The organism is Paraburkholderia xenovorans, from assembly GCF_046030735.1.
GTDB lineage: Bacteria > Pseudomonadota > Gammaproteobacteria > Burkholderiales > Burkholderiaceae > Paraburkholderia > Paraburkholderia xenovorans_A.
Map to the genome: position 1 here is coordinate 1 of NZ_JAQQBV010000011.1, position 21,954 is coordinate 21,954.

A 21,954-nucleotide genomic window follows, 5' to 3' on the forward strand; every position below is an offset into this window, starting at 1 on the left:
GCCGCCGCAAAGAAAGATAAGCAAAGAAAGCGGCTCACACCGCCAGTGCTAGAAGTTACCCGGAGCACGTCACTGCCAGTGGCCCCGGAGCATCCGGCGTGTCGCACATTCGGCGTGAGTGACAAGGCGCTCATCAGTTCCGGCGGCGCTGCGCGCGCCGGAGCGGTACTTCACCAAACCACTTTCTTTGCCGCGCGTTAGCGCGGGCCATCGCTTCGCTCGGCGCGATGCCCCATGCAAACCTTCGGTTTGCGCGGACCGGTCCGGCGAGCACGCAGTGCGAGACGGGATGTGACATGGCCTTGTCACTCACGCGGAATGCGCGACACGCCGGATGCTCCGGGGCCACCGTGGGTGGCCTGCCGCTGATAACGCATAGCATTGGCGGTGTGAGCGGCTTTCTTTGCTTATCTTTCTTTGCCGCGGCAAAGAAAGTAAGTGCCGCCCCGCACAGGGGCAACCCAGGCAAACCAAAAAGAAATGAAAAAAACCACAAACCGCCGTAGGCAAAACCAAAAAACTACCCCTCAACTGCATACCGCCGACAATGCTCCAGATACCCCGCCGAATGGCTACAAACCAACTGCACGATACTAGTCCACAACCACCCAGGCGCATCGAGCGTCTTCGACCGATTCTTCCTTAATTCAGCCAGCCACGCCTTGCGCTCCCCGGCATCCATCTGCCGCGCATGCGCCTTCCCCACGACAAGAGCCAGAAACCGCGCCGCCCGCATCGCTTCATCCCGCGTGAACTGCTCGATCGTCAGCTTCATGTCCTGCGGCAGCAACTCCCGTATCACCACCGCGCGATCCGCTAACCGCGCCGAGCGCATCCGCTCCCCCAGCAACGGCGACAAATGCCGCGCGCCCTCCACCACCCGCTCCGCGTTATCCCGCGGCATCCGCACACCGGCATAACGCGGCGCCGCAGCCTGCGCAGCTTCCTTGATGTCGATCAGGCACAGATCGTCGCCCTCGACCGCCGCACCGTCGATATCCAGCAGCACCGCATAACGCAACCGCCCCAGCGAACTGCAACCCTTCACCCAATACGCGGCATCGAGCACCTCCACGTCCGCTTCGTCGCCGCCTCGCCATACCGTCGCAAGCCGCGCCAGCGAACTCTTCTCGAACAGGCTCTCGATCTCGCGCCGCTCGCTCTTCGCAAGTGGCCAGAAACGCGGACCCAGCGGAATCGACGGCTCCAGATCCTCAATGCGCTCCTCCGCCAGATGCCGCCACGAACGACGCACCGCCTCCTTCATCACCACCCGCACCGCTTCTGGTTTCTCCGCGTGAATGTCTGCGTCGCCGGCAGCTTCGTCGAAGGCACGTTCGTAACCGTCCGCCAGCGCTTCCATCATCCGCACCGTCGTCACGCCCGGCAAATCGGACCCGCGCGCCGCCGTCGCCAGCGACAAACCCAGCCGGATCAGATCGTGCGCAGGGTTGCCGATCACCGTCTGATCGAGATCGCGGATCTGGATTTCCACGCGCCCCTGTGCGTCCGCCACCGGCCCGAGATTGCCGGTGTGGCAATCGCCGCAGATCCAGATCGCCGGTCCCTCGGGCAACGCGTGGCCCTCCATCCCGTCGAGCCATTCGTAGAACTTGCTGGTGTTGCCGCGAACGTAGGCATGCGCGGAACGCGCCATCCGCGCATTGCGGCGCGAGATCAACAGCGCCTGGCGCGTATCCGGTTTCGGCAGCTTTTGTGTGAGGTTTTTCTTCGTCATCGTCGTGGTCCGCGTTGATTGATGTTCGAATCCGGCATGGCATCTAACCATCACCTCGCGCCCCCTCGGCGCAGGCGAACACGTATCGACAGCAGGAATTGCGCCCGCATTCGTGCACCGCAGAAAGACATTCGGTTTCGCAGCGAAAATGCGCGTGAAAACATAAAGAAGACTTCGCAACTAAAACGCAACGCATCCCATCACGATCGGTAACGCCTGCGTCATTTCCCCGCCACTCCTTTCAGCAACCTGCATCACGCAGGTAAAACTTGCGAGCAGGCACTCGCGCGCATCGGCCAAAAGCCTTTTGCGTGCGGCCTGCGCGTCGCCGGACACGGGTTGTGACCTACAATTGACTCTGCTGCCGGCAAGCTTCGAGCCGGCTCGCGGAACACGCTAGAAGTCTCATCCCGCCTCCTGCTGATCATCCTGGCTCGCCACGCGCGCCGGCAGAGTGGGGACACACTCATCGACGTGATCTCTGTGGAGCGCAGTAATGCCATTCCCGGCACAAGACCATGGCTGTTCCGGCTGGAACGCAGAGATGGCGCAGCGCATCGGCGAATTCGACTGGAGCGCGACCGAACTCGGCCCGATCGAACACTGGCCGCGCAGCCTGATCTCGACCGTCCAGTTGATGCTCGCGTCGCCCGTGCCGCTCGTGCTGCTCTGGGGCAAGCCGGGCTACATGATCTACAACGACGCCTACGCGGTCTTCGCGGGCGGCCGGCATCCGTATCTGCTCGGCCGTCCGGTCGAAGGCGGCTGGCCGGAAGTCGCCGATTTCAATCGCCACGTGATGACGACCTGTCTCGCCGGCGGCACGCTCTCGTATCGCGATAAGGAACTGGTGCTGCTGCGCGACGGCCAACCCGAAGACGTGTGGATGGACCTCTCCTACAGCCCGGTCGCGGACGACAGCGGCGCGCCTGCGGGAGTCCTTTCGATCGTCGTCGAAACGACCGGGCGGGTGCTCACCGATCGCTGGCGGCAACGCGCCGAAGCCGAACTGCACGAGACCAACGAACGACTGCAACTCGCGCTGAACACAGGCGCGGTACTCGGCACGTGGGTGCTCGACGTGCGCACCGGCACCGTGACCGGCGACGAACGTTTCGCGCGCACTTTCTCGTTTCCGCTCGAAGAAGCCGCCAAAGGCGTCGGGCGCAAGTCGGCCACGCAAGTCATTCATCCGGACGACCAGGCATTCAACGACCGTCTGACCGCCGAAGCAATCCGCACGGGCGAACGGTTTCGCGCCGAGTACCGGATTCGACGCCCCGACGGCGAGTATCTGTGGGTGCAGGCGAACGGCCAATGCGAGTTTAACGAGCAGGGCGAACCGACACGTTTTCCCGGCGTGCTGATCGACATTCACGAACGCAAGATCGCAGAACAGTCGCTGCGTCAGTTGACTGAAACGCTCGAGCAACGGGTCGCCGACTCGATCGCCGCACGCGCGCTCGCCGAAGAGCAATTGCGCCAGGCGCAGAAAATGGAGGCGATCGGCAGTCTCACGGGCGGCGTCGCGCATGATTTCAACAACGTGCTGCAAGTGATCAACGGCAACCTGCAAATGCTGGTCGCCGACGCCAACGGCCATCCCGCTACGCTGCGGCGTCTGTCCGCAGCAACCGAAGCGGTCAAGCGCGGCGCGAAACTCGCGGCGCATCTGCTCGCGTTCGCGCGGCGCCAGCCGCTCTCGCCCACCGTGCTGAATCCGCGGCGTCTGCTCGCCGGCATGGGTGAAATGCTGCATCGCGCGCTCGGCGAAACCGTCAAGGTCGAAACGGTATTGAGCGACGATCTCTGGCATGTGCAGGTCGATCGCAATCAACTGGAAAACGCGCTGCTCAATCTTGCGATCAATGCGCGCGACGCGATGCAAAGCGACGGCACGCTCACGGTCCGCGCGGCGAACCGGCTGCTGGATGCCGGGTTTTGCCGCGGCATACCGGAGCTTTCTCCCGGCGAATACGTGGTGTTTTCGGTGACGGATACGGGCACCGGCATGTCGCCCGAAATCCTGCAACGCGCGTTCGAACCGTTCTTCACGACCAAGCCCGACGGTCATGGCACGGGCCTCGGCCTAAGCATGGTGTTCGGCTTCGTCAGGCAAAGCGGCGGCCACACGTTGATCGAAAGCGACGTGGGACGCGGCACCACGGTCTCGCTGTTTTTCCCGCGCTGCCGCGAGCCGGAAACCGTGGAAACAGCCGACGAAACCGCGGCGCCGGTTGGCGGCGGCGGTGAAACGATTCTGATCGTCGAGGACGACGCCGACGTGCGCCTGACCGCCGTCGAAATGCTCGCGCAACTCGGCTATAAGGTGCTGACCGCGTCGAGTGGCGACGCGGCGCTCGATTTCATCGACAGCGACGTGCCGATCGATCTGCTCTTTACCGACGTGGTCATGCCCGGTCAGGTGAAAAGCGTCGAACTGGCGCAGCGTGCCGCCGCGCGATCGCCGGCGACTCCGACGCTCTTCACGTCCGGCTATACGCGCGACGAAATCTTTCATCACGGCAAGCTCGACGCCGGCGTTACGCTGCTGTCGAAACCGTATCGGCGCGACGACCTCGCGCGCAAGGTGCGCAGCGCGATTGAGGCGGGCGCGGCGCGCCGTTCGCAGCAGGTTTCCCAACAGCACTCCGGGCAGGCATCGGCGACACTACCCGGCACACCCGGCCGCGTGCTGCTGGTCGAGGACGACACGGACTCGCGCGAGGCGTTCAGCGACCTGCTCGCGGCACTGGGCCTCGACTGTACCGCCGTCGCGAGCGCCGAAGACGCGCTGCCGCTGGTGTCCACGCAACGCTACGACATCCTGTTCACGGATCTCACGCTGCCCGGCATGTCGGGCGCCGAACTGGCGCGCGCGGCGCTGCGCCAGCAGCCGGATATCCGCGTGTTGCTGGTATCGGGCTATGGCGAGAGCGCGCAGATCGGCGCCGCGATCCCCGGCGCGCGTATGCTCGGCAAGCCGCTCGACATCGCGCAATTGCGGCGCGAACTCGGGCAGTGGATCGATCACGCCGAAGCGGCGTCGTAGGCCGCTTGCCACGCAAACCGCGATCTTGCGGCCCGATCCGCAATCCGGCGCGGTACGCGATCTCGTGGCGACCCTCATGCAATTCAACGACGTCAACCGGCACATCGGCGAGATGACGAGCGGCCTTTCCACCCGTTACGATTTCGGCTGCGCGCACGACGACGTCGGACGACTGATCGGCGACAGGCCGATCAGCCACGGCGATACGGACGTGTCGCTTTACGATCTCATGCAGGACGGCATGGGCGTTCTGCTCGACGCTTCAAGCGGGGGCAGCGCTTCGACGCTCGTTGCAGCCAACGCGCCGAAGAAGATACGTTGCGTCGCCGTCGACAGCGGACCTTCGATGCTGATCCGTCCCGACGCCTGCGTGGCCTGGGCCGGTGAAGAGAACGACATCGACGGTCTGGCGGATGCGCTGCGCCGCTGGTTCGTCCCGACGTAATCGCAGCGAAGCAGGCGCCCGGCTTTTCGTGCGTGCTGGCCGACTGCGCACGGTCTTTCACGCGATTGTCGAGTGCGGCGGCGGCCGAACGGCGTAGCATCATGTTGCGGCTCCAGCGAGCCGGGTATGATGCCCGTCACACACCCCGTTCGCGGCCGATTCACCGTTGCGCCGTGCTCCTTTCAGTCACGAGAACCATCATGCCTGCCCAACACGATGAAGTCCCTGCCGCGAGCGCCACGCCGGGCAAGGCAAAACGCAAGACGATGCCGGTTACCGCGCGCAATCTGCTGATGGTCGCCGTCGGTTTCATCGTCTTCGCCATCGTTGCGGTAGTCGTGCTGTACCAACCGATCGTCTACGGCGACCCGATTGCCAATTTCGGCATCATCCTGATGCTGACCGTGCCGGTGATCGCGGGCGTCGCGTTTCGCGTCGGCCTCGACGCATGGCTGGACAAAAGCTGAGCCGCACGTTTTGCTGACATTGCCGCGTCGATCAGGTCGCGCGCGGCACGACGCGCCACCCACACTCCACCCGGCGAATCGCCGCCTTACGACACGACGGACTGACTCGCCTGGAATGCCTGGCGAATTCCCGTTGTTGCAACGTGTCCGTACCAAACTTCCCTCGGCGGCAAACCGATTCGCGCCCCGGCCAGGCCGCCGTTACGTATGAATACATCGAGACCGTGACGCGGAGAACATCGTCGCGCCTTGCTCGCCGTTAAATCGGAAGAAAGGCCCGCGTTTCAAGCTCGCCACCCCCGATTCGCCAGACCGATGCGGAACGGACCTTGCTGTGATCCGTTGCAGTATCGGCACGCGTCTATTTGTCAGACACGCGGGACCGATGACAGAAAATCTCTGCAATCAGAACCTGCGAAGGGAGCCAAGAAATGACCCAGAAAACCGGCGCTCGGACCTGGAGAAAATACATCCAATGAGCCATCAGGATATCGACAAGGAAATTGCCCATCTCGAACGGGTATTCGGACAGATTTCCGCCAACGACCGCATTCCACTGTCGTATTGGCGCAATCGCCTCAAGATGCTGCCCAGAGCGTCCTTGATGCCGACGCAACGCGCGCGTCTGGAAAGGCTCGCCGCGGCGTTGCATTCGATGGAACAAGCGGCGCAAAAACTCGCTGTCGAGCCCTGAGCGCGAACCAGCGGTTCGTGCGCAAACCGGCTTTCTCAGCCGATCATGATTCGCGCGCCGAGCGCCAGCACGAGCGCCGGCAGCATCACCACCACACCCACCTTCAGAAACTTCATGAAGCTCACGTCTTCGCCTTCGCGGCGAATTGCGTTGAGCCACAGAATCGTGGCGAGCGAGCCGGTGATCGACAGATTCGGCCCGAGGTCGACACCGATCAGCAGCGCGTCGATCACGCGTTCGGGGCTGTGCGCCTGCATCACCGTGGAGCTCGCGATCAAACCGGCCGGCAAGTTGTTCATCAGATTGCTGGCAAGCGCGATGACCGCGCCGGACGAAGCCGCCGCCGCGACTTCGCTGTGTTGCGTTGCGCGTTGCACGAGCGCGGTCAGCGCCGCGATGACCCCGGTGTGATCGAGCATCTCCACGAGCACGAACAGCGCGGCCACGAGCGGCAGCACGCTCCATGAAATTTCGCGGATCATCGGTAGCGGCGACTTGCGCTCCTGGATCAGCACGACGAGCGCCGTCAGCGCGCCGAGTATCGCGGTGGGCAAGCCGAGCTGGATATCGAACGCGGACACCGTCAGCAGTACGATCGCCGTGACCGCGATCCCCGCGAGCGCGACCCGTCCGCTCGACGACAACGGCAGCGGCTCGAGATCCGTCTCACAGGTGCCAGCGAGGGCTTCACGTTGGGTCCAGCGCAACAGCACGTAGGTCGCCACGATCGACAACAGCGAAGGCAGCGTGAAGCGCATCAGCCACGCGCCGAGCGCGGGCGTGTGGTTGCCGTACAGCACCAGATTGGCCGGATTCGAGATCGGCAGCACGAAGCTGGCCGCATTCGCGATGAACGCGCAGACGAACAGCAAAGGCAACGGGTCGGTCCTGGCTTTTTTGGCCGCTGCAAAAACCGCCGGCGTCAGGACGACCGCAGCGGCGTCGTTGGAAAGAAATGCCGTGATGACCACGCCGACCAGGTAGACGAGCAGAAACAGTTTGCGCGGCGAACCCTTCGCGTGATTGACCGCGAACACGGCAACCCAATCGAAGAGTCCTTCACGGCGACCGACTTCGGAGAGCAGCATCATGCCGAATAGAAACAGGTAGACGTCGGTGCCCTTGCCTACCGCCTGCATCGCCAGATCGACCGGCAACAGGCCGAGCGAGACCAGCAGCAGCGCGCCGGCAACGGCCCAGATGGCTTCGGGCCATTTGAACGGTCGCGTGATGACGCCCGCCGTGGCGACGGCGGCGATACCCCAGGAGAGAAAGACGGAATTCACGGAGTTCTATTTTGGAGTTTTGAATGTCGATTGCGGCCGGCTGGAATAAATCGCCGGTTTGGGTGACAGGATAACCTGTGGCGACAGGGTCGCCGACGTGTCCTTGGTGCAAGTCGTGTGCCTGCACTCAACCGCCTGCGATTAGCGACACCGCTACAACAATCTGTTCCCTCCCCCCTAACTAGTCAGTTTTCATTGGCGTACCTACTATCCGCATCTAAGATCAGCGTTCCCCACTATCTGGCACAGCATGAATACAGTCACGCACCAACCGGTCGCCACCGACCGCTACAGCACACCCGCGATCGCGCTGCACTGGCTGATCGCCGCGCTGATCATCTGCGGGTTTTACATCGGCTGGATCATGACGGACATCCCCGGCTTCACGCCCACCAAGCTGAGGTACTTTTCCTGGCACAAATGGATCGGCGTCACCGTGTTCGCGCTCGCCGTGATTCGCGTACTGTGGCGCACCACCCACCGCGCACCGCCGCTCGATAGCGCGACGCCGTTGTGGCAGAAGGCTGCGGCCCACCTCGTGCACGGCCTGCTGTATTTACTGATGCTCGCCATTCCGCTGTCGGGTTACTTCTATAGCTCCGCTTCGGGCATTCAGGTGGTGTACCTCGGCATCGTGCCGCTGCCGACCTTCATCGGCCCGGATCAGGCGCTCAAGGCCACGCTGCGCACGGTCCACGTGCTGCTCAACTACACGCTGCTCGCGCTCGTCGTCATGCATGTGGCGGCGGCGCTGAAACATCAATTCGTCGACCGCGACGGATTGCTCGCCCGGATGATTCCATTTCTCAAGTAATGAAGTAATGGCGATTGGCCACGCTCTGTTGGCAATCTAATTCCCAACGGCGTGCAATCAGTGCCCGCCGGTTCGATAGGATGCGTACCACCATGAAAAACACTCTTTACCATTCGCTACTCGCCGGCGCCGCCGCCCTCTCCCTGTTCGGCGCGAGCGTCGCGCATGCCGATGTCGACACGAGCAAAAGCAGCGTGATCGCCACGACGAAACAGATGAACGTGCCCGTCGACGGCAAGTTCAAGAAGTTTTCCGCCCAACTGAATTTCGATCCGGCCAAGCCGACCGCAGGCAGCGCCAACGTGTCGATCGACACCGGCAGCTACGACCTCGGTGCCGACGACTACAACAAGCAGGCCCAAGGCAAGGAATGGTTCGACAGCGCGACCTTCCCGGCCGCCACCTTTGTGTCGAGCGCGATCGCGCCGGCCGGCGGCAACCAGTACAAGATCACCGGCAAGCTCACCATCAAGGGCAAATCGCAAACGGTCGTGGTGCCGGTCACCATCGCCAGCCAGGGCGCGACCCAGACCTTCGACGGCTCACTGCCGATCAAGCGCTCGCAGTTCGACGTCGGCACGGGTGAATGGAAAGACACGTCGGTGGTCGCCGACGAAGTCGTCATCAAGTTTCACATCGTCGCCTCGAAGAAATAAAGCGAAATATCAAAACGCAGTATTCCTTTTCTGACATCTGGAGAATCAATTGAAAAAGCAACTTCTGCTCGCCGCCGGCGCACTCGCCGCCGCCATGTCGTTCAACGCCATGGCAGCCGACACGTATCAGCTCGACCCGACCCACACGTCGCCGAGCTTCGAGACCGACCACTTCGGCGGCCTGTCGATCTGGCGCGGCAAGTTCAAGAAGAGCAGCGGCACGGTGACGCTGGACCGCGCGGCGAAGACCGGCACGGTCGACGTGACGATCGACCTGAGCTCGGTGGACATCGGCAACGACAAGCTCGACGCTGAACTGGTGGGCGACAAGTTCTTCGACACCGCGAAGTATCCGACCGCGACCTACAAGGGCACGCAAATCCGTTTCAACGGCGACACGCCGGTGGAAGTGATCGGCACGCTGACGCTGCACGGCGTGACCAAGCCGGTCAACCTGAAGCTCGAATCGTTCAAGTGCGTAATGCACCCGATGCTCAAGCGCGAAGTGTGCGGCACGGAAGCAACCGCCACCTTCAATCGTGACGACTTCGGCGTCGATTACGGCAAGGCGTACGGCTTCAAGATGCTGACCACGCTGCACATCCAGGCCGAAGGCATCAAGCAGTAAGCGGTAACAGCACCAGGCGGTCAACACAGGCAAGCCGCCACGGGCTTGCCTGATAAAACCGCCGGCGGAGCAAGGTAAGATTACGGTTTGGGCATCGGCATCATGACCGGCTGCCCATGCCGTCACCTGTTCTCCGCCCGCCATGAGTTCTGCAAGCCGTCACATCGCGCATCTGGACATGGACGCGTTCTACGCGTCCGTCGAACTGTTGCGCTATCCGGATCTGCGCGGCAAGGCAGTGGTGATCGGCGGCGGGCGCAATGCCGCGCCGCAGATCCTCGCGGACGGCACGCGCCAATACGCCCGCCTGCGCGATTACGCGGGCCGCGGCGTCGTCACCACGTCCACGTACGAGGCCCGCGCGCTCGGCGTGTTCTCCGCGATGGGCATGATGAAAGCGGCCGCACTCGCGCCCGAAGCGATCCTGTTGCCCACCGATTTCGAATCCTATCGCCACTACTCGCGCCTGTTCAAAGCCGAGGTCGCGAAGTTCACCGACCGGATCGAAGACCGCGGCATCGACGAAATCTATCTCGATCTGACGCACGTGCCGGGCGATCCGCGCGAAACCGCGGCACGCATCAAGCAGGCCGTCAACGACGCAACCGGCCTCACCTGCTCGATCTGCGTTGCGCCGAACAAACTGCTCGCGAAGATCGGCTCCGAACTCGACAAACCCAACGGCCTCACGATCCTCACGCCGGCCGATATCCCGCTGCGCGTCTGGCCGCTGCCGGTGCGCAAGGTCAACGGCATCGGCCCGAAGGCGGCGGACAAACTGACCGCGCTCGGACTCGCGACCGTCGGCGATCTGGCGGCGGCCGACGCCGGGCTTCTGCAGGATCATTTCGGGCGCAGCTACTCGGCGTGGCTGATGGAAGTCGCGCAAGGCTACGACGAGCGGCCGGTCGTGGTCGAATCGGAACCCAAGTCGATGAGCCGCGAAACGACCTTCGAGCGCGATCTGCATCCGCGTAACGACCGGCCGGCGCTGTCCAGCTCGTTTACCGCGTTGTGCGTGCGAGTCGCCGAAGATCTGGTGCGCAAAGGCTATGTGGGCCGCACGGTCGGCATCAAACTGCGCTACGACGATTTTCGCACCGTCACACGCGACCTGACGCTCGACGAACCGACGGCCGACGCCGTCGAGATCCGGCGCGCGGCCACCGAGTGTCTGAAGCGGGTGGAATTGAAGCGCAAGCTGCGGCTGCTCGGCGTACGCGTGAGCGCATTGACGCCGGCCAACGCGCAGCCGGTCACGCGCCGCTTGCCGGTTCAGGCCGACTTGCCTTTTGCCAGCGAGGAATAGCCTGCAGTTTGCACGGGCGCGGCCACGCTCGGGCGCGCGTCCGGCAGTGTGCTATCGGCGCGCGTGACCGCAATCGAAAACGCAAACGTGTTGATGCCGTTCGCGCTTTCCACCGACACGGTGCCGCGATGCATCTCCGCGATCGCCTTCACGATCGCGAGCCCGAGCCCGTGGTTTTCGCGGCTGTTCGTGCGCGAGACTTCGGCGCGATAGAAGCGGTCGAACAGATGTTCGAGCACGGCCGGCTCGATCGGCTCGCCCGGATTGGCGACCGCCACACGCACCTGATCGGCTTCGCGCGTAATGATCACGCTGATCGCGGCGCCCGGCGCGCAATGCTGGATCGCGTTCATCAGCAGGTTCGTGCACGCGCGGCCGAACAGCGAGCGGTTCACGCGCGCCATTTCGTCGCCGTGCAGGCGTGCGCTCACCCGCGCATCTTCGAGCGGAATCTCGAGAAACTCCAGCGTATGCGCGACTTCCGCGGCCAGCGACACTTCCACCAGCCCAGTCGCGCGTTCGCCCTGATCGGCACGCGCGAGGAACAGCATGTCGTTGATGATCGTGCGCATGCGCTCGAACTCTTCCAGATTCGACTGCAACGTATGGCGCAAATCCTCGACCGAGCGGTTACGCGTGAGCGCGACTTCGGTCTGGCCGATCAGGATCGTCACCGGCGTGCGCAATTCATGCGCGACGTCCGCGTTAAACGACTCCAGACGGCCGTACGCGCCGTCCAGCCGTTCGAGCGCGCCGTTGAACGAATTGGCCAGATCGTTCAGTTCGTGCGGCAACGCGGCGGTGTTCAGGCGCTGCGAGCGGTTGTTCGGACTGACTTCGGAGGCGTCGCGCGTGAGCCGCGCCAACGGCGCGAGGCCGATGCGCGCGACCGAATAACTGAGCAGCAGCACCGCCAGCGTGCCGAGCGTCGTCAGCGCGGCGAGTGCCGAACCGAACACGCGCATCGTGCGGACGTTCGGCATATAGCTCGATGCGACCTGCAATTGAATGGGCGGACGCGCGCCGTATGCGGGCATCGTCACCGTGGCGGTGAGCATGTCCTGGCCGCCGCCGGCCGGCGAAACGCGCGTGTAACCGCCGCGCCAACTCTTCACCACGGTCCCTTCGACCGGCGTGCCGTAATGAAAATACGGATCGACGCTCGACACCGAATACACGGTGCTGCCGTCACGCGGCGTCATGTCGGTGAGCTTTTCACGGGCCATGCGCCACTTTTCCGGCGTGAGCGCGTGATAGACGATGATGTGCGCGATCTGCACACGATCTTCGAGCGACTCGCGCAGATGGTGTTCGAGCTGCGTGCGCAACACCAGAAACAGCCCGGTGCCGACCAGCGTGAACACGAACAGCGCCACGACGGCGAACATCAACGCAAGGCGGCGGGCGATCGAGCGGCTCATGATGGCTCGGCCTCCTCACGCACTTCGAGCACGTAGCCCATCCCGCGCACGGTGTGCAGCAGCTTCGATGAAAACGGGCCGTCGAGCTTCGCGCGCAAGCGCTTGATCGCGGTCTCGACCACGTTCGTGTGGCTGTCGAAATTGACGTCCCACACGAGTTCGGTAATCGCCGTTTTCGACAGGATGTCGCCCTGGCGGCGCGCCAGCACGCTCAGCAACTGGAATTCTTTCGCGGTCAGATCGAGCCGCGTGCCGTCGCGAGTCGCACGCCGGCCGATCAGATCGACGAACAGATCGCCGACCGAAATCAGCGTGGACTCCTGCGAGCGCGTGCGGCGCGCAAGCGCATGCAGACGTTCGACGAGTTCGAGAAAGGAAAACGGTTTGGTGAGGTAGTCGTCGGCGCCTTCGCGCAGACCGCGCACGCGGTCGTTCACGTGATCGCGCGCGGTGAGCATGATGACCGGCGTGGATTTGCGCATGCGCAGCGCCTTGAGCACGCTGAAACCGTCGCGTTTGGGCAGCATCACGTCGAGCACGATCACGTCGTAATCGAATTCGGTGGCCAGATGCGTGCCTTCCTCGCCATCGAGCGCGACGTCGACCACCCAGCCCTGCTCGGTCAAACCGGAGCGCAGGTAGTCCACCACCTTGTGCTCGTCTTCAACGATCAGCAATTTCATGCGCGTCCCCTTGAGCCTGCATTATACGAAACGCCTCGTTTTGTGCTTTCCTGTGCGGCCATGCGATTGTCGTGTGGCAGCGCGCGCGTCATTTCGCGGGCGCCATCGCCTCCTGTTCTTCATGCGGGTCCGGATTCGCAGCTTGCGTGGTTGCCGTAGCATTCGTGGCCTTCGCGCCACCTCGCGCGGCGACAGGCACGTCCTTGCCGGCATCCGTGCCCGCCTCCCAGCCGCCGCCGAGCGCCTTCACGAGCGCAACCGATAGCGTCAGTTGCTGGCCGTGAATCTGCACGTCCTGACGTTCGCTGGTCAGCAGCGACTGCTGCGCGGTGATCACATCCAGATACGCGACGAGGCCGCCCGAATAGCGGTCGTTGGCGAGCGACAGCAGATGCTGCGCATCGGTCACCGCCTCGTGCGACTGCTTCGCCGCGCCGTCGAGCACCGACAGCCCGGTGATGCCGTCCTGCACCTGCTGGAATGCGCTCAGCACGGTTTGCCGGTAGTTCGCCTCGGTCGCCTTATAGCCTTCGCTCGCGTACTTCACGTTGGCCGCACGCCGGCCGCCGTCGAACAGCACCTGACCGACCGCCGCGCCGAGCGTCCACATCAGCGTCGGCGCGCTCAGCAAGCTGGCGAACTGCGTGCTCTCCCAGCCGATCCCCGGCGTGAGCGTCAGGCTCGGGAAAAACGCCGCCTTGGCGACGCCGATCTGCGCGTTCGCCGCGGCCATCGCGCGTTCCGCCGATGCGATATCCGGACGCCGCTGCAATACGTCGCTCGGCAGGCCGAGCGGAATCGCCGGCGGTTGCGCGTCCACCACTTTCGGCGCGATCGCGAATTGCGGCGCGGGCACGCCGACCAGCGCGGCGATCGCATGTTCGAATTGCGCGCGCTGATTCAGCAGCAGTTGCGCCTGCACGCGGGTCGAATCGAGCAGCGACTTCTGCTGCAATACGTCGAGCCCGGACACCGAGCCGAGATCGTGTTCGGACGTGACGTAATCGAGCGCCTTCTGTTGCAGCTTCACCGACTGATTCAGCACGTCGATTTCGGCGTCGAGCTCGCGCAACGAGAAATAGTCGCTGGCGAGATCGGTGGTGAGGACGAGCCGCGCGTTGGCGAGATCGTCCGCCGATTGCTGCGCGGACGCGACCGCGCCCTCGACCTCGCGCCGTATCCGGCCGAATAGATCGGTGTCGTAGTTGATCGTCGGGCCGAGCTGCAGATTGTTCTGCACCGTCGACGTAGTCGGCGTGTTGTAGTTCGTGACCGGCCGATCCTTCGAGATCCGGAAGCGCGAACCGGATGCGGCAAGATCGACTTCGGGAATCTGCTGCGCACGGGTATTCGCGAGCGTCGCCTTCGCCTGTTCGTAATGAGCGCTCGCGGCGGCCAGCGTCTGGTTCTGCGCGAGCGCCTGGGTCTCCAGCGTGGCGAGCGTCGAGTCGCCGAACGCGCTCCACCAGTCCGGCGCCAACGGCGCATGCGACGGCGCGGCGACCCGCCAGTACGAATCCGTTTGCCAGTCCGGCGGCACGGCCGCTTCCGGCCGCTGGTAATTCGGCCCGACCGTGCATGCGCCCAGCCACGCGACGCCCGCCAGCGCCGCCACCGCCCGGCATGTAGCGGCGTGCTTCACGACGCCCCCTTGCCGTTTTTCTGCGGCTGCGTGATCTGCACGTGATCGCCGTCCGCGATCGAGTCGCTCGGGTTGATGATGATCTTGTCGCTCGCCTCGATCCCGCTTTCGATTTCGAGCGACTGCCCGAGATCCTGCGCGATCACGATCTTGCGCAACTGCACGTCGCCCTTCGCATCGACCACCGCGAGCCGCGGACCTTCGGCGCGGAACAGCAGCGCATTGCCGGGCACCATCAATTGCGCATGAGCGACCGCGGGCACGGCGACCTGCACGTACGCGCCGGGGCGCAGCTTGCTGTCCGGATTGGGCAGCGTCACTTCGATCTGCAGCGAACGGGTCGGCACGTCGATCGCGCCGGAAATGTGCGTGATCGTGCCGTGGAATGGCTGCCCCGGCAACTCCGCCTGCGTCACCACCACTTGCTGGCCGATCGACACGTTCTGCGCATACGCCTGCGGCAATTGCACATAAACGCGCAGCGGGTCCGACTGCGCGAGAGCAAACAGCGCGCGGCTCGTGCCGCTGCCCGCGTCGATCAGATCGCCGACATCCACATTGCGCTGCGTGATCACGCCGGCGAACGGCGCGACGATGCGCTTGAACGATTCGAGCTGCCGCAGACGCTGCACGTTCGCATCGGCGGCAGCGAGGTTCGCGACGCCCTGCGTGTAGGTGCTTTGCCGTTCGTCGAGTTCCTGTTGCGAGACCGCATCGCGTTGACGCAACTGCTGCCAGCGATCCAGCGAGCTCTTCGCGAGCGCGAGGCTCGAACTGGTTTGCTGACGTTGCGCGAGCGCCTGCGCAAGTTCCTGATCGACTTCCGGCGTGTCCAGCTCGGCGAGCAATTGCCCCTGCTTCACGCGCGCACCGATATCGACGTACCAGTGCAGCAGATAGCCGGTGGAGCGCGCGTAGATCGGCGATTCGACGTTGCCGCGCAAGGTGCCCGGCAACAGCGTGTTGCCGCCGCCTTCGGTTTGCGTCGGGTTCACCACGTTCACGTACTGCGTGGCGTTCTGCTTGGTAGTCTCGGCGACCGAGCGGCTTTGCACGACATCTGCGATCACTGTGCGCAGCGCGCCCAGTGCGAGCAGAGCCAGCACGATCCAGATCGCGATCTTCGCGCGCTTCCATTCGCGGTTGCGTGGCGGCAGCGCGTGTCCGCCTTCGGTTTCGCGCGCAGGAATCGCTAGCGATGCATGAGTTTTTTCGGTCATCTCAGTCAGCCATCTCAGTCGGCCGGGTTGCCCCGGACGTGTCACTTAATTGGGTCGCTGCCGTCATTCAATTTATGCGGGCTTGCCGGCCGGCTCGGGGCCGCTTGGGCCGTGATTGCTGCCATCGCCAGGCGAGCCGCCACCATCGTTGCCACCGCTTTCGCCACTATCGTGATCCTTGTCATGATGTCGCGCGAGGCGGCTATGAATCCCCGCGAATACGATCGGCACGAAGAACAGCGTGGACACGGTCGCGAACAGCAATCCGCCGATCACCGCGCGCCCGAGCGGCGCATTCTGCTCGGCGCCTTCGCCGAGACCGAGCGCCATCGGAATCATCCCGATGATCATCGCGAACGCGGTCATCAGCACCGGCCGGATCCGGCTCGCGCCGGCTTCGAGCGCGGCGGTCAGCGGCGGCGCACCGGCGGAGAGCCGCTGGCGCGCAAACGACACCATCAGAATACTGTTGGCCGTGGCCACGCCCATCGTCATGATCGCGCCCGTCAGAGCCGGCACGCTCAGATGCGTGCCGGTCAGGAACAGCATCCACACGATGCCGGCCAGCGCCGCGGGCAATGCGCTGACGATGATCAGCGGATCGATCCACGACTGGAAATTCACCACGATCAGCAGATACACCAGCACGATCGCCATCGCCACACCGAGCCCGAGACCGAAGAACGAACTGCGCATGGTCTGCACCTGGCCGCGCACCGTGATCTGGCTGCCGCGCGGCAGCGAAGCGCGCACGTTGTCGACCAGTTTGTCCACCTGGTTCGCGACGCCGCCCAGATCACGCTTCTCGACACTCACATACAGATCGATCACCGGCCGGATGTTGTAGTGCGTGACTTCGGCGAACTGATTCTGCGGCGATACGCGCACCAGGTTGCCGAGCAGTTGCGTCGGTCCATTGACGGTGGCCGAGACCGGCGTGCGCAACAATTCGTCAACCGAAGAAATCTGATACTGCGGCGTTTGCACCGCGACGTTGTACTCGACGCCGTTCTTGTTGTTGAACCAGAAGCCGGGCGCGGTCTGCGAGCTGCCCGACAAGGAAATGAGCACGTTCTGCGCCACGTTGCTGGCGCTCAGATTCAGTTGCTGCAAACGCGTGCGATCCATCTGAAGATTGATCGCCGGCTCATCGAGTTTCTGCTGGATGTGCGTATCGACCGTGCCCGGAATCATCCGCACCTGCTTCATCAGCTTGCGCGCTACGTCGAAATTGCCTTGCTGGTCGGCACCGGAAATCTGCACGTCGACCGCCGCGGGCAGACCGAAGTTGAGAATCTGCGTGACGATATCGGCCGGCTGAAAGAAAAACTCGACGCCCGGAAAGCGCTGCGGCAGGATCGCGCGCAAACGGTCCATGTAAAGCTGGCTCGGCTTGTGATCTTCTTTCAACGCGACCTGAATCTCGCCGTCGAGCGTGCCGATCGTGCCCGCGTTGCTGTACGACAGATTGATACCGCTATACGGCAAGCCGAGGTTGTCGAGAATCGTGCCCAGTTCGTCGGCGGGCACGACTTCGCGAATCACCTTTTCGACTTCGTCGGCGAGACGCGCGGTTTCCTCGATACGCGTGCCGGTCGGCGCACGCATATGCAAGCGGATGTCGCCCGCGTCGACGCTCGGGAAAAAGTCTTCGCCCAGCACGAAAGCGAGGCCCATCGACACGATGCAGAAGCCGAGGAACAGGCTGCCGAACATCCCGCGACGCACCAGCAGGCTGCTCAGAATCATGATGTACGCGCCGCGCATGCGCTCGAAACCGCTGTCGAAACGCAGATAGAGGCGTCTGAACAGATTCGGTTTGGCGTTCGCCTTGGGCTTGTGCGCATGCCCCATCAGCAGCATCGCGAGCGTCGGCACGAGCGTGCGCGACAGCACGTACGACGCGAGCATCGCGAACACCACCGCTTCCGCGAGCGGCACGAACAGATAGCGCGCAACCCCCGTCAGGAAGAACATCGGCACGAACACGATACAGATGCAGAGTGTCGACACGAGCGCGGGTACCGCGATTTCGCCCGCCCCGTCGAGAATCGCGTCGTGCAGATTCGTGCCTAAATGTAGATGCCGTTCGATATTCTCGATCGTCACCGTCGCATCGTCGACCAGAATCCCGACCGCGAGCGCAAGCCCGCCGAGCGTCATGATGTTGATGGTCTGCCCGAGCGCATGCAGCGCGATCAGCGAAGACAGAATCGACAGCGGAATCGAGATCGCAATGATGCAGGTGCTGCGCCAGTTGCCGAGGAACAGCAGAATCATCGCGGCGGTCAGCGCCGCGGCGACCAGCGCCTCGCGCACCACGCCCTGCACCGCCGCCTTCACGAACACGGACTGATCGAACAGCGCAGTGATGTTCAGATCGGGCGGCAGCGCCGCACGCGCGCCCGGCAACAGGCCTTGCAACGTATTGACGATCGACAACGTCGACGCGCTGCCGTTTTTCAGCACCGACATCAGCACGCCGCGGTGTCCGTCCTGACGCACGATATTCGTCTGCGGAGAAAAGCCGTCGCGTACGTGGGCCACTTCACGCAGATACGTGGTCGCGCCGTTGAGCGTGCGCACCGGAATATCGTTGAGCCCGTCCACCGTGGCAGGCGAGCCGTTCATGTTGATCGTGTATTCCTTCGGCCCGATCTTGGCCGTGCCGGTCGGCAGAATCAGGTTTTGCGCATTGAACGCGTTGACCACGTCCGACGGCGTCAGGCCTTTGGCGAGCAACGCGCGCGTGTCGAGGTCGACCGAGATCAGCCGCGACTTGCCGCCGTAGGGATACGGCACGGCGGCGCCCGGAATCGTCACCAGCTGCGGCCGCAGGAAGTTCAGCGCGGTGTCGTTCAGCGCCTGCTCGGACAGCTTCGGACTCGACAGCCCCAGCTGGATCACCGGAATGCTCGAGGCCGAATAGCTGATCACGAGCGGCGGCGTGGCGCCCGGCGGCATCTGCTTGAGTTGCGCCTGTTCGACGGCCACCGTCTGCGCGATCGCGGTCTGGATGTTCGCGTTCGGTTGCAGGAACACCTTCAGAATCGTGATACCCGCCAGCGACTGCGACTCGATGTGCTCGATGTCGTTGACCGTCGTGGTCAAACTGCGTTCGTTGACCGACGTGATACGGTTGGCCATGTCTTCGGCAGACAGGCCCGTATACGTCCAGATGATACTGACCACCGGAATGTTGATTTCCGGCAGCACGTCGACCGGCGTGGTCAACAGCACAAATGGCGTTGCCAGCAAGATCAGAATCGCCATCACGATGAACGTGTATGGCCGCTTCAACGCTACGTTGACGATCCACATGAAACGCGCCCGAAAGAATGCAGGTAAAGGATGGGTGAATCGGTGAACTGGTGCCTATGCTAGATCGATAGCACCAACACCTGCATGGCGCAAGAATGGCGAAATTGTCAGGAAGGCTAATGTAAGAATGAAACGCTTGAGGCGCTGCGCGGCTGAGCAAGCCGCGGACCTGAAAAACAGGTGTCTGGCGGAGGCTGATTGAAGACTTCGAAGTAATTCTAATAAGAATATGAGGCGCCGGATTCCTGGCGCCTCACGGTCAGTTCATCACTTCTTCTTTACTTGGTCCTTACTTGGCGAACAGCGACGCCATGTTCGCGAACGCCTTGAATTCCAGCGCGTTACCCGACGGGTCGAGAAAGAACATCGTCGCCTGTTCGCCCACTTCGCCCTTGAAGCGCACGTGCGGCTCGATGATGAAATCGATGCCCGCGTTTTTCAGCTTGTCCGCTGCGGCCTGCCATTGCTCCATCGGCAGCACCGCGCCGAAGTGGCGCACCGGCACCGCATCGCCGTCGACCTTGCTGGTTTGCCGATGCCCCGCTTCCTCAGGCGCGAGATGCGCGACGATCTGATGGCCGTAAAAATTGAAGTCGACCCATTCCGGCGAACTGCGTCCTTCTGGACAGCCCAGTAACTCGCCGTAAAACTCGCGCGCGGCGGCAAGGCTATGGACAGGGAACGCCAGATGGAACGGCGGCACAACGGTTTCGGCAGCGCTCATGGTCGGAGAACTCGCTAAAAGGGGAAATTATCGAGGGATGCGAAAGCACCCTCATGCATAGGCTCACGCTCGAGGCCAATTTTAACCATGACTAAAAATGGTGAAAAACGATATATTTTTGATCTCACCAACACCAGAATCGATCAATCGACCATGCTCGGCGAACTCAGAACCTTCATTGCCGTCAGCCAGTACGGAACGTTTTCCGCCGCGGGCGCGCGCATCGGGTTGACCCAATCGGCCGTCAGCGCGCAGATGCAACGGCTCGAAGAGGAGCTCGGCTTCCCTCTGTTCGACCGCACCGGCCGCTCCGCCACGCTCAACGACGCGGGCCGCGAAACGCTCGCGCTGGCCGAAGAAATGATGACGCTCTACGCGCGGCTTTCGGAGCGCGGCGCGGGCGCGGCCGAAAGCGGGATGCTGCGGGTCGGCGCGATTGCGTCCGCCCAGGTGTCGTTTCTCGCGGACGCGCTGGCGCGCTTTCGCGGCGACCGTCCGGGCTGGCGAATTCGCGTCGTGCCGGGTGTGTCGCTGGGTTTGCTCGGTCAGGTGGATGCGGGCGAGCTGGACCTTGCCGTCATCATCAAGCCGCCGTTTGCGCTGCCGTCCGAACTCGAGTGGCGCACGCTCGTCATCGAGCCGTTCGTGCTGCTCGTGCCCAAGGTGCTGGCACGCGGCGGCCGCTCATGGCGCGAGTTGCTGAAGAGCGAGCCGTTCATCCGCTACGATCGCGCGTCGTTCGGCGGACGGCTCGTCGACCGCTTCTTGCGGCGCGCCCGGTTGAATGTGCAGGACGTGATCGAGCTCGACGAGTTGCAGGCCATCGCGCAACTGGTCGCGCGCGGGGTCGGCGTCGCGTTGATTCCGAACACCGCGGGGCTCGGCAAATGGCCGGCCAATGTCATCGCCCTCGAACTCGGCGATGCGACGTTTCATCGCGAGATCGGCCTCGTGCAGCGACCGCGGCACAGCCGTCAGGCGCTCGCGGAGGCGCTCGCGGACTGCATCGGCGAGGCCGCGCAAGCCTGATGCACGGTGTGTGCAAGCGAATTGTGCCGCTGCGCCGGCAAGCAACTGTATCTGTGAAGTTCACCCGCTCGCGCGCAGAATCGTTGCTCGCGCATTGATGCGCGCTTCTTCATTCTTCATTCGTGTTCGTACCCGACAGCGTCGCGTACCCGCCCAGCCTTCGAAGGTTATCTGCCATGATCGCCAGCCCCTTGCTTACCGCCGATGTCCTGATCGCCTACAGCGCCTACTTTGTCGGCTCGGCAAGCCCCGGGCCCAGCAATCTCGCGATCATGTCGCTCGCGATGAGCGCCGGCAGAAAATCCGCGCTGACTTTCGCGCTCGGCGTGGTGTCGGGCTCGTTCTTCTGGGCGTTGCTGGCTTCGCTGGGTTTGTCCGCGGTGCTGGCCACCTACTCGGAATGCCTGGTGGCGATCAAGATCGCCGGCGGACTCTATCTGTTGTGGCTCGGTTTCAAATCCGCGCGCTCCGCATTCGGCGCGGATAAACCGCTTGCGCAGAACGGCGGCCAACGCGAACCGCTCGGGCGTTTGTACGTGCGCGGGCTGCTGCTGCATCTCACCAACCCGAAGGCGATTCTGGTGTGGCTGTCGATCGTTTCGTTGTCCATGTCGCCCGCCGGCGGCGCGTCGCACATGACGCAGGTGGTGCTCGGCTGCATGGGCATCGGCGTCTGCGTGTTCACCAGCTATGCGGTGCTGTTCTCGACCGGCTCCGCGCGCCGCATTTATCTCGCGATCCGGCGCTGGCTGGACGGTTCGCTCGCGATCATGTTCGGCATCGCGGGGATCAAACTGCTGACGTCGAAAACCTGAACGCGCGTCG

18 protein-coding genes are annotated in these 21,954 nt (G+C 63.4%); 10 read left to right on the forward strand and 8 right to left on the reverse strand.

Annotated features, from left to right (window positions below; translation table 11 throughout):
* Positions 1-520: 520 nt before the first annotated feature.
* Complete coding sequence (locus PQQ51_RS12605; RefSeq protein WP_408497120.1) at positions 521-1,738, reverse strand: DUF2252 domain-containing protein; 1,218 nt, start codon at positions 1,736-1,738, stop codon at positions 521-523.
* A gap of 496 nt (positions 1,739-2,234) precedes the next feature.
* On the opposite strand from PQQ51_RS12605, the gene PQQ51_RS12610 reads away from it, so the two are divergent.
* The 4 genes from PQQ51_RS12610 (at position 2,235) to PQQ51_RS12625 (ending at position 6,396) form a co-directional block, all read left to right on the forward strand.
* Positions 2,235-4,790, forward strand: coding sequence for a response regulator (locus PQQ51_RS12610; RefSeq protein WP_408497121.1), 2,556 nt, complete (start codon positions 2,235-2,237; stop codon positions 4,788-4,790).
* A 25-nt stretch (positions 4,791-4,815) separates the two neighbouring features.
* Positions 4,816-5,235 (forward strand): aromatic-ring hydroxylase C-terminal domain-containing protein, encoded by a 420-nt coding sequence (locus tag PQQ51_RS12615; protein ID WP_408497122.1) that lies wholly within the window; start codon positions 4,816-4,818, stop codon positions 5,233-5,235.
* 200 nt (positions 5,236-5,435) lie between these two features.
* Positions 5,436-5,702 carry a hypothetical protein gene (locus PQQ51_RS12620; protein WP_408497123.1) on the forward strand — a complete coding sequence of 89 codons (267 nt, stop codon included), beginning with the start codon at positions 5,436-5,438 and terminating at the stop codon, positions 5,700-5,702.
* Positions 5,703-6,087: 385 nt separating this feature from the next.
* Positions 6,088-6,396: a hypothetical protein gene (locus PQQ51_RS12625; RefSeq protein ID WP_408497124.1), complete on the forward strand. Its 309-nt coding sequence runs from the start codon at positions 6,088-6,090 to the stop codon at positions 6,394-6,396.
* Between the two features lie 35 nt (positions 6,397-6,431).
* Here PQQ51_RS12625 and PQQ51_RS12630 read toward each other — a convergent pair whose 3' ends face one another.
* Complete coding sequence (locus PQQ51_RS12630; protein WP_408497125.1) at positions 6,432-7,682, reverse strand: arsenic transporter; 1,251 nt, start codon at positions 7,680-7,682, stop codon at positions 6,432-6,434.
* A gap of 250 nt (positions 7,683-7,932) precedes the next feature.
* Between PQQ51_RS12630 and PQQ51_RS12635 the strand changes: the two genes are divergently transcribed.
* The 4 genes from PQQ51_RS12635 to dinB all read left to right on the forward strand — a co-directional run bounded on the left by PQQ51_RS12635 (position 7,933) and on the right by dinB (position 11,089).
* Complete coding sequence (locus PQQ51_RS12635; RefSeq protein WP_408497126.1) at positions 7,933-8,496, forward strand: cytochrome b; 564 nt, start codon at positions 7,933-7,935, stop codon at positions 8,494-8,496.
* A gap of 92 nt (positions 8,497-8,588) precedes the next feature.
* On the forward strand, positions 8,589-9,152 hold the full coding sequence (locus tag PQQ51_RS12640; protein ID WP_408497127.1) for a YceI family protein: 564 nt from the start codon (positions 8,589-8,591) through the stop codon (positions 9,150-9,152).
* 49 nt (positions 9,153-9,201) lie between these two features.
* Positions 9,202-9,780 (forward strand): YceI family protein, encoded by a 579-nt coding sequence (locus PQQ51_RS12645; protein ID WP_408497128.1) that lies wholly within the window; start codon positions 9,202-9,204, stop codon positions 9,778-9,780.
* 142 nt (positions 9,781-9,922) lie between these two features.
* Positions 9,923-11,089 carry a DNA polymerase IV gene (gene dinB / locus PQQ51_RS12650; RefSeq protein ID WP_408497129.1) on the forward strand — a complete coding sequence of 389 codons (1,167 nt, stop codon included), beginning with the start codon at positions 9,923-9,925 and terminating at the stop codon, positions 11,087-11,089.
* Here the strand turns inward: dinB and PQQ51_RS12655 are convergent.
* The 6 genes from PQQ51_RS12655 to PQQ51_RS12680 form a co-directional block, all read right to left on the reverse strand.
* A complete protein-coding gene (locus PQQ51_RS12655) occupies positions 11,056-12,510 on the reverse strand; it encodes a heavy metal sensor histidine kinase (protein ID WP_408497130.1) in 1,455 nt (484 codons plus the stop codon). The two genes, dinB and PQQ51_RS12655, sit on opposite strands and share 34 nt — an antisense overlap.
* Positions 12,507-13,193: a heavy metal response regulator transcription factor gene (locus PQQ51_RS12660; protein ID WP_408497131.1), complete on the reverse strand. Its 687-nt coding sequence runs from the start codon at positions 13,191-13,193 to the stop codon at positions 12,507-12,509. Before PQQ51_RS12660 ends, PQQ51_RS12655 begins: the two co-directional genes overlap by 4 nt.
* 88 nt (positions 13,194-13,281) lie before the next feature.
* A complete protein-coding gene (locus PQQ51_RS12665; RefSeq protein WP_408497132.1) occupies positions 13,282-14,835 on the reverse strand; it encodes an efflux transporter outer membrane subunit in 1,554 nt (517 codons plus the stop codon).
* A complete protein-coding gene (locus tag PQQ51_RS12670; protein WP_408497133.1) occupies positions 14,832-16,055 on the reverse strand; it encodes an efflux RND transporter periplasmic adaptor subunit in 1,224 nt (407 codons plus the stop codon). Before PQQ51_RS12670 ends, PQQ51_RS12665 begins: the two co-directional genes overlap by 4 nt.
* 72 nt (positions 16,056-16,127) lie before the next feature.
* A complete protein-coding gene (locus PQQ51_RS12675; protein WP_408497134.1) occupies positions 16,128-19,376 on the reverse strand; it encodes an efflux RND transporter permease subunit in 3,249 nt (1,082 codons plus the stop codon).
* A gap of 289 nt (positions 19,377-19,665) precedes the next feature.
* Complete coding sequence (locus PQQ51_RS12680; protein WP_408497135.1) at positions 19,666-20,100, reverse strand: VOC family protein; 435 nt, start codon at positions 20,098-20,100, stop codon at positions 19,666-19,668.
* Between the two features lie 153 nt (positions 20,101-20,253).
* Here PQQ51_RS12680 and PQQ51_RS12685 point away from each other — a divergent pair, with 153 nt between their 5' ends.
* Both PQQ51_RS12685 and PQQ51_RS12690 read left to right on the forward strand, forming a co-directional pair.
* Complete coding sequence (locus PQQ51_RS12685) at positions 20,254-21,129, forward strand: LysR family transcriptional regulator (protein ID WP_408497136.1); 876 nt, start codon at positions 20,254-20,256, stop codon at positions 21,127-21,129.
* Between the two features lie 176 nt (positions 21,130-21,305).
* The gene (locus PQQ51_RS12690; RefSeq protein ID WP_408497137.1) at positions 21,306-21,944 is read left to right on the forward strand and encodes a LysE family translocator; all 639 of its coding nucleotides are present in this window, start codon (positions 21,306-21,308) and stop codon (positions 21,942-21,944) included.
* The last annotated feature ends 10 nt before the right edge of the window (positions 21,945-21,954 follow it).

Coding starts and splice junctions, on each gene's coding strand:
- PQQ51_RS12660 (WP_408497131.1), bottom strand. CDS start 13,193: ATGAAATTGCTGATCGTTGAAGACGAGCACAAGGTGGTGGACTACCTG.
- PQQ51_RS12610 (WP_408497121.1), top strand. CDS start 2,235: ATGCCATTCCCGGCACAAGACCATGGCTGTTCCGGCTGGAACGCAGAG.
- PQQ51_RS12690 (WP_408497137.1), top strand. CDS start 21,306: ATGATCGCCAGCCCCTTGCTTACCGCCGATGTCCTGATCGCCTACAGC.
- PQQ51_RS12655 (WP_408497130.1), bottom strand. CDS start 12,510: ATGAGCCGCTCGATCGCCCGCCGCCTTGCGTTGATGTTCGCCGTCGTG.
- PQQ51_RS12680 (WP_408497135.1), bottom strand. CDS start 20,100: ATGAGCGCTGCCGAAACCGTTGTGCCGCCGTTCCATCTGGCGTTCCCT.
- PQQ51_RS12625 (WP_408497124.1), top strand. CDS start 6,088: ATGACAGAAAATCTCTGCAATCAGAACCTGCGAAGGGAGCCAAGAAAT.
- PQQ51_RS12605 (WP_408497120.1), bottom strand. CDS start 1,738: ATGACGAAGAAAAACCTCACACAAAAGCTGCCGAAACCGGATACGCGC.
- PQQ51_RS12620 (WP_408497123.1), top strand. CDS start 5,436: ATGCCTGCCCAACACGATGAAGTCCCTGCCGCGAGCGCCACGCCGGGC.
- PQQ51_RS12675 (WP_408497134.1), bottom strand. CDS start 19,376: ATGTGGATCGTCAACGTAGCGTTGAAGCGGCCATACACGTTCATCGTG.
- PQQ51_RS12635 (WP_408497126.1), top strand. CDS start 7,933: ATGAATACAGTCACGCACCAACCGGTCGCCACCGACCGCTACAGCACA.
- dinB (WP_408497129.1), top strand. CDS start 9,923: ATGAGTTCTGCAAGCCGTCACATCGCGCATCTGGACATGGACGCGTTC.
- PQQ51_RS12670 (WP_408497133.1), bottom strand. CDS start 16,055: ATGACCGAAAAAACTCATGCATCGCTAGCGATTCCTGCGCGCGAAACC.
- PQQ51_RS12640 (WP_408497127.1), top strand. CDS start 8,589: ATGAAAAACACTCTTTACCATTCGCTACTCGCCGGCGCCGCCGCCCTC.
- PQQ51_RS12685 (WP_408497136.1), top strand. CDS start 20,254: ATGCTCGGCGAACTCAGAACCTTCATTGCCGTCAGCCAGTACGGAACG.